Genomic DNA, 6,175 nt, shown 5'->3' with positions numbered 1-6,175 from the left:
GCTGGGCCGGGCGTCACGGCGGCGTCCATGTGCCGGTTGTGCTGCGGGGACGGTGTACTGATCCGTTACGGCACGTCGGACGGCTCGTCGTTGGGCGGCCGTGGTGGCCCCCCAGATGCCGTCGTCCTCACCGTGCTCGATCGCCCAGGTGCGGCAGGCGAGGAGCACGGGGCACCGCCGGCATATCGCCCGGGCCAGAGAAGCCTCCGATCCGGGAGCGGCCGAGTCGGACAGGGGGAAGAAAATCTCGGGATCCTCACCGACGCATGCGGCCTCATCGCGCCAGTCGTACGTAGCTGCGTGTTCGTGGACGTCGGCCATCGTCTACCTCTGCCAGTCCTCGTGGTAAGCGAGCCAGAAGGCGGTGCGGCACATGGGGGTGCCACAGACCCGGCAGAGGTTGCATGCCATCGTACGCAGCCGTGCCCCTTTTTGCCAGAATGCATGTTTTTGTCGAACGGGTGCGTCGCGCCTGGACCGGTGATCGGTGAGCACGTGGCTGTGACCGGAGTGTTGGGTGCGCCGAGGACGCCCGGACCCGGCCGGTCGAGAGGACGTCGAGGCCGACGCCCGCGTCGGCCTCGCTGCCGTTCCCGGACGCCCCCGGGCGGTGCTCCGTCAGGTCGGGAGGGCTTGTTCGGGTTCGGTCGCTGATGCGTTTGTCGCGGTGCCCGGGAGGGGAGCGCGATCCGGTTGGGCCGCGCCGCCCCGCGGAGCACCGGTGGTGGGCCCCACGGCGGCCGCTCGGTCCTCCGGAGCGGTGCGGATCGGTGCGGTGAGCACGGCGAGGCAGCCGGCGACCAGGGCGATGCCGGCCCACCCGGGCAGGGGCAGGCGCTCACCGACGACCAGCAGGGCGAGTACGGCCGCGACGGCGGGCTCCAGCAGCGACAGCGTGGTCGCGGTGCTCGCGGGGACGTGCGCCAGGCCCCAGCCGAACAGGATGTAACCGACGAACATGGGCACCAGGGCCATGTAGACGCCGACGGCCGCGTTGGACCAGGAGTCGAGGAGTGGGGCGCCGGTGGCCAGCAGCACCGGCATGAGCAGCAGACCACCCAGCCCGAAAACACTCCCCATGGCCGCGCCGGAGCTGACGCCGCGGCTGATCAGGCGGTGGGCGGCCCAGGAGTACAGGGCATAGGTGAAACCGGCCACCAGGCCCAGTGCCATGCCGAGCACGGTCGACCCCGCGGAGTGGGCGCCGGGACCGGAATGCGGGTCGGCAGCTTCTGCCGCGCACAGCAGTACCGTGCCGGACAGGCCCAGGGCGGCGCCGGTCATCCAGCGGCGCGTCAGGCGGCGTCCGTCCACCGCGCGCTCGATCACGGCCGAGGCGAGGGGGGCCGAGCCGATCGACACCACCGTCCCGGCGGCGACCCCGGCCAGGTGCATGGAGGAGTAGAACGCCAGGGGGTAGACCCCCACGGACAGGGCGCCGAGCAGCATCACACCGCGTTGCGCGCGCAGCGAGGCCGCTTCCCGGCGGATGCGGGGGGTGGCCACGAGGGCCTGGAGCAGTCCGCCCAGGCCCATGGCGACGGCCCCGATCGCGAGGGGTCCCACTGCCGGGGCGAAGGTCGCCGCGGTGCCCGTGGTGCCCCACAGCACCGACGCCAGGAGCACGCACAGCGAGCCCGTGCCCACCGAACCGGCCGCGCGTCCGGCGGGTCGCGTCACAGCCGGTCCAGCAGGTCGGCCGCCATGGTCCGGGCGTGCTCCAGACGCGTGCCCGCGCCCTCCAGGCCGGCGCGCGCCATCGCACCCTCCAGCAGGAACGCCAGATGCTCCGCCGTCGCGCGAGCCTCCTCCGGCCGTCCGGGCAGCAGTTCCTCGACGTGCCCGGCGAGCAGGGACTCGACTTCCTCCTTGTGCCGCCGCACCACGGCCCGGCCCTCGTCCCCGGAGGGGAGTTCGGCGGCCGCGTTCAGCAGACCGCACCCCCGGAATCCGTGCTCGTAGGCGAAGGCCGCGTGATCGGCGTAGGCGTCGAAGACGGCCAGTACGCCGCCGCGCGCGTCCCGGGCTTCTTCCAGGCGCCGCCGGTACAGGCCCAGCCACTCCTCGTGCCGCGCGTCGAGGTAGGCCCGCACCAGGTCGGCCTTGGAGGAGAAGTTGTTGTACAGGCTCATCTTCGCCACGCCCGCCTCGGCGGTGATCGTGTCGATGCCCGTGGCCGACACGCCGTCCGCGTAGAAGCGGCGCGCAGCGGCGGCGAGCAGCCGCTCACGTGCGGCTCCCCGCCGCTTGCCGGGCTTCGAAGCCGCGGCACCGGTTTCGCTCATCATGTTTCCTCTCCCAGCTAGGTAGACCAGTCTACCTAGCTGGGAGAGGAGTCACCATCACCGCCTCGGGGAGAAGTCCCGGGCCTCACCCGCTGCCCGCAGGGACGATCGTTCGGCTGAAGCCCTGCAGAGTCTTTCGCCGCGCAGGCGACCGCCCTTCACGATCACATCTGTGGACAGCCCCCGGGCCTGGCTTCAACCAGGCCCGGGGGCTGTCCGTCGCCTGCCCGGGAGCCGGTGCCCGGCCGCGCCGACCGGCGGGCCTGCGCGTCGGCGTCCGGCCGGTGACGCTCCACCGCCGTCACCGTCTCCCTCAGACCGCCGTCTGGCCGTCGACGGGGATGCCCAGTCGGTCGGCCACGGTGGTGAGGGCCGTTCCCAGGGGCAGGGCGACCCGGGTGAGGGCGTGCCGGTCGCCCCGGGTCGGGTCCCGGTTGACGATCAGTACCGGCTTGTCGGCCAGGGCCGCCTGACGGACGAACCGGAGCCCGGACATCACCGTCAGCGAGGAGCCCAGGACCAGCAGTGAGGCTGCCTCGCGGACCAGTCGGCGGCAGTGTTCGACCCGCTGCGGCGGAACGGTTTCGCCGAAGAACACCACGTCCGGTTTGAGGATGCCGCCGCAGACCGTGCAGGGCACCACACGGAAGTCGCCGACCTGTTCGTCGGTGAGGTCGGCGTCACCGTCCGGGTTGATTCCTGCGGCCACCGGCTCGAAGCCCCCGTTGGCCTCCTCCAGCCGCCGGGCGAGTTCACGGCGCGGGCTGAGGGCACCGCAGGAAAGGCAGACGACCCGGGCCAGGCTTCCGTGGAGCTCCACGACGCCCTCGCTGCCGGCCGCCTGGTGCAGGCCGTCGACGTTCTGGGTGATCACACCCGAGAGCAGGCCGTGCCGCCCGAACGCGGCCACGGCCCGGTGCCCGGCGTTGGGGCGGGCGCGGCCGAAGGTGCGCCAGCCGAGATGGCTGCGCGCCCAGTACCGGCGCCGGGCCCGGGCGCTGGAGGTGAAGTCCTGGTAGGTCATCGGGGTGTGCCGGCTCAGACTCCCGCCCTCGCCCCGATAGTCGGGGATGCCCGACTCCGTGGAGATGCCCGCCCCGCTGAGCACCAGCACACCGCCGGTGCTCAGCGCGTCGGCGACCGGTTCCAGGTCCGTGGTGCCCGGCGGCAGGTCCTCGGTGGGGGTCCAGCTCAGAGTGGGGCGCATGCGCATGCCGCCAGGGTACGGAACAGGCCGCCTTCAGCCGCTCTCCCCGATCAGCGGGACGGCGGCACCGTGCTGGTGCGGTGACCTGGCCCGTTCGGCGTGGCCACCGCAGTCGTCGTCCCCGCAGCCGCCTTTGCCACTGGTACCCCACCGGCCACGCCCGAAGCCGGCGGCCCCGAAGGTCAGCCGGCTTTCCGCCGGTCGGGGAGACGGCGAGTGGGTACGGTGACGCTTGCCCGGGACGCTGCTTGTGCCGGGTCGCCGTGGCAGGGACTGCAGAACCGGCAGCACGGCGACGACGTGCCCCGTACCGGCGCGGGCGCGCCCTCCTCACCGGTCAGCGGCCCGGCCCGGGGTCCGGCTGTACCGCGGCGTCGATACCGGCACGCGCCGCCTCCAACTGGGCCGCGAACGCGATACCGAGGAAGAGGGCGACGGCGGTGAGGTTGGCCCACAGCAGCAGGGCGACGAAGGCGGTGAGCGGCCCGTACAGGGCGCCGAACGCGCCGCTCCCCTCGACGTAGAGCGCGAGCAGCCAGGTCGCCGCGACCCACAGCAGGAGATGGACGGCCGAGCCGAAGGCCAGCCACGTGTAGCCGGGCTGGACCCGTCGGGGCGACCAGCGGAAGATCACCGCGGAGGCGACCCACGCCAGCGCCAGTCCCACCGGCAGGTCGAGCGCGCCCCACCAGCCCGTGCCGCTGCCCGGCCCCCCGACCACACGGGCCACCGCGTCGCCGACGGCGTCGCCGGCGACGAGCACGACGAAACCGAGCACCAGAGGCAGGCCGGCCGCGAGCGAGAGGAGGATGGCCCTGCCGTATTTACGGGGGAAGGGACGGTCGCGTTCGATTCCGTAGATGCGGTTGGCGCCCCGCTCGATCTGGCCCATGGCCGAGGCGAGGTTGAGCAGGGCGAAACCCAGACCGAGCCACAGGGCCAATGTGGCCCCGAGGTCGCCGTGGGCGCTGCGCCGCGTCCCGTCGAAGGCGTCCCGGACGAGGTCGGCGCTGGCGCCGGGCACGATCCGGCCGAGGGTGAGTTCGATGACCCGGCCCACGCCCTCGGTGTGCACCGAGGTCGCCAGGCCCACCAGCGCCACGGTGAACGGCACCAGGCCGAGGACGACTTGGAAGGCCAGCGCCCGGGCGTTGGTGAACCCGTCCGCGTAGCGGAAGCGGGCGAAGGAGTCGGTGAACAGCCGCAGGCTCCCGTAGTGCCGCAGCGCGGCGAACGCCTCGTCGCCGGAGAGTTCGTCCCCGATCATGTCCCGGGTCTGCGGGACGTGGACGACGGTTCCCATGCGCGCACACTCCTCGCCTCGAGTGGGTCTGCTCCCCTCATTGATCGCCCCTTTTCCCGACATCACACCTCGTGCGGGTGCCCGGGCCGGACGGTGACGTAAGAGCCCGCGTGGGACGTCGCTCCCTTCGGCGACTGGCGGAGCGAGGCGTCGAGGGCCGGGGCGCCGCGCGGCACCGGCCGCGGCCAGTGGAGCGACGGGCCGGCCTGTCCGGCAACGAAACGGGGCGGCGGCACTGCGGGAAGCCCCCACTGCGTTTCACGTTGGCCGCGGCCGCTCCTGATGCACCACACGCCCACGAGCCGGCGCAGTTCCAGCAGAGCCTGCTCGGTCGGCCGACGCAGAAGGACGGACCGGGGCCGGGCCGAGACCGCCTCGCCCGACGGCAGTGCGGGGTTGCCGTTCCGGACAGAGCCGCTCCTCACACCCCCGCAGCGGCCTTCCACGCGGTCCGCCTTCCTCACCGCACCGGCCGCCCAGCCCCGCCACCGGGAAACCGCAGAAACGAACCGAACAGTCTCGCTCCCCTCACTCCGGTGGAGATCCGCCGTCTCCTGGACGCTCTCCTGCCCCGCCCCGAACCCGAATGGAGGAAGGCGGATCTCCTCGTCGGGCGGCCGCAGGCGGGTTGGCGGAGCAGGAGGCCGATGCGTCCCGTCCTCAGGAGCCCTACGACAGGAAGGGGGCGGCGGACCGGGCCCGCTCCCACATGCCGGGCAGCTGTTCGGCGGGGCGCTGCTGCTCACCGTGCAGGGCGTTGAGCACCACCAGGCAGCCGGTCAGGGCCGGCACCGCCCACTGTGCGTAGGCCAGCTGCCGCTGGGCCTTGTCGATGTCGATGGGGTGTTGTTCCGCCTTCTCGGTGTCCTGGGGGTCGGGAGAGGAGGCCAGCTCGATCTTTTTGCCCAGGACGCGGCTGTAGGCGGTGGCCGCCAGGGCCGCCGCGGTGACGATGGTCTTGACCGTGGTGGAGGCGGCCACCCCCCTCTGCGTGGCGACCCGGTGGGCGTTCACGGCGAGCAGCCCGCCGCCGCCGAACAGGTGCGCGCCGATGGCGGCGGCGTTGACCGGTGTCCACTTCGCCCATCCCGACGAAGCGATCCGTGCCTTGGCCTGGTCCGTTCCGCCTTCGTCCTTGGCAGCCCCGTTGAGACCGACCGCGCCCATCAGCGAACCGCCGAACCAGGCTGCCAGGCCCACATCGTGCAGGCTGCGGATGAGGGTATTTCGTTCGGACATGACAGTGCTCCTTACAGAAGGGAACGGAAGGCGGATGGAAACGCCGAGTACCGCTCCACCTTCGCTGGACCCGGGCCCCATTGCCATCACGGCTGAACCGGACGGGTGCAGTCCGTCGCCGGTCGGTCAGCGTTCCAGGTC

At 72.6% G+C, this 6,175-nt stretch carries 6 protein-coding genes; all 6 read right to left on the bottom strand.

What is annotated here, in order from left to right:
• The coding region (locus RIM90_RS20975) for a WhiB family transcriptional regulator (RefSeq protein WP_309062292.1) at positions 1-321 on the bottom strand (321 nt) is incomplete at its 3' end.
• A gap of 297 nt (positions 322-618) precedes the next feature.
• Complete coding sequence (locus RIM90_RS20970; RefSeq protein WP_309062279.1) at positions 619-1,680, bottom strand: DMT family transporter; 1,062 nt, start codon at positions 1,678-1,680, stop codon at positions 619-621.
• Entirely contained in the window at positions 1,677-2,285 is a 609-nt protein-coding gene (locus tag RIM90_RS20965) for a TetR/AcrR family transcriptional regulator (protein ID WP_309062278.1), read from the bottom strand. Before RIM90_RS20965 ends, RIM90_RS20970 begins: the two co-directional genes overlap by 4 nt.
• A gap of 313 nt (positions 2,286-2,598) precedes the next feature.
• Positions 2,599-3,498: an NAD-dependent protein deacetylase gene (locus RIM90_RS20960; RefSeq protein ID WP_309062277.1), complete on the bottom strand. Its 900-nt coding sequence runs from the start codon at positions 3,496-3,498 to the stop codon at positions 2,599-2,601.
• 331 nt (positions 3,499-3,829) lie between these two features.
• Positions 3,830-4,795 carry a YihY/virulence factor BrkB family protein gene (locus RIM90_RS20955; protein WP_309062276.1) on the bottom strand — a complete coding sequence of 322 codons (966 nt, stop codon included), beginning with the start codon at positions 4,793-4,795 and terminating at the stop codon, positions 3,830-3,832.
• Between the two features lie 669 nt (positions 4,796-5,464).
• Positions 5,465-6,034 (bottom strand): hypothetical protein, encoded by a 570-nt coding sequence (locus RIM90_RS20950; RefSeq protein ID WP_309062275.1) that lies wholly within the window; start codon positions 6,032-6,034, stop codon positions 5,465-5,467.
• Between the last annotated feature and the right edge of the window lie 141 nt (positions 6,035-6,175).

Origin of the sequence: Streptomyces sp. (assembly GCF_031181555.1) — a bacterium.
Lineage (GTDB): Bacteria > Actinomycetota > Actinomycetes > Streptomycetales > Streptomycetaceae > Streptomyces > Streptomyces fimbriatus.
This window is presented reverse-complemented; position numbering and strand designations above follow the sequence as displayed.

Bases quoted from the DNA above. Each gene is read 5' to 3' on its own strand.
- RIM90_RS20965 (WP_309062278.1), bottom strand. From the start codon at position 2,285: ATGAGCGAAACCGGTGCCGCGGCTTCGAAGCCCGGCAAGCGGCGGGGA.
- RIM90_RS20960 (WP_309062277.1), bottom strand. From the start codon at position 3,498: ATGCGCATGCGCCCCACTCTGAGCTGGACCCCCACCGAGGACCTGCCG.
- RIM90_RS20955 (WP_309062276.1), bottom strand. From the start codon at position 4,795: ATGGGAACCGTCGTCCACGTCCCGCAGACCCGGGACATGATCGGGGAC.
- RIM90_RS20950 (WP_309062275.1), bottom strand. From the start codon at position 6,034: ATGTCCGAACGAAATACCCTCATCCGCAGCCTGCACGATGTGGGCCTG.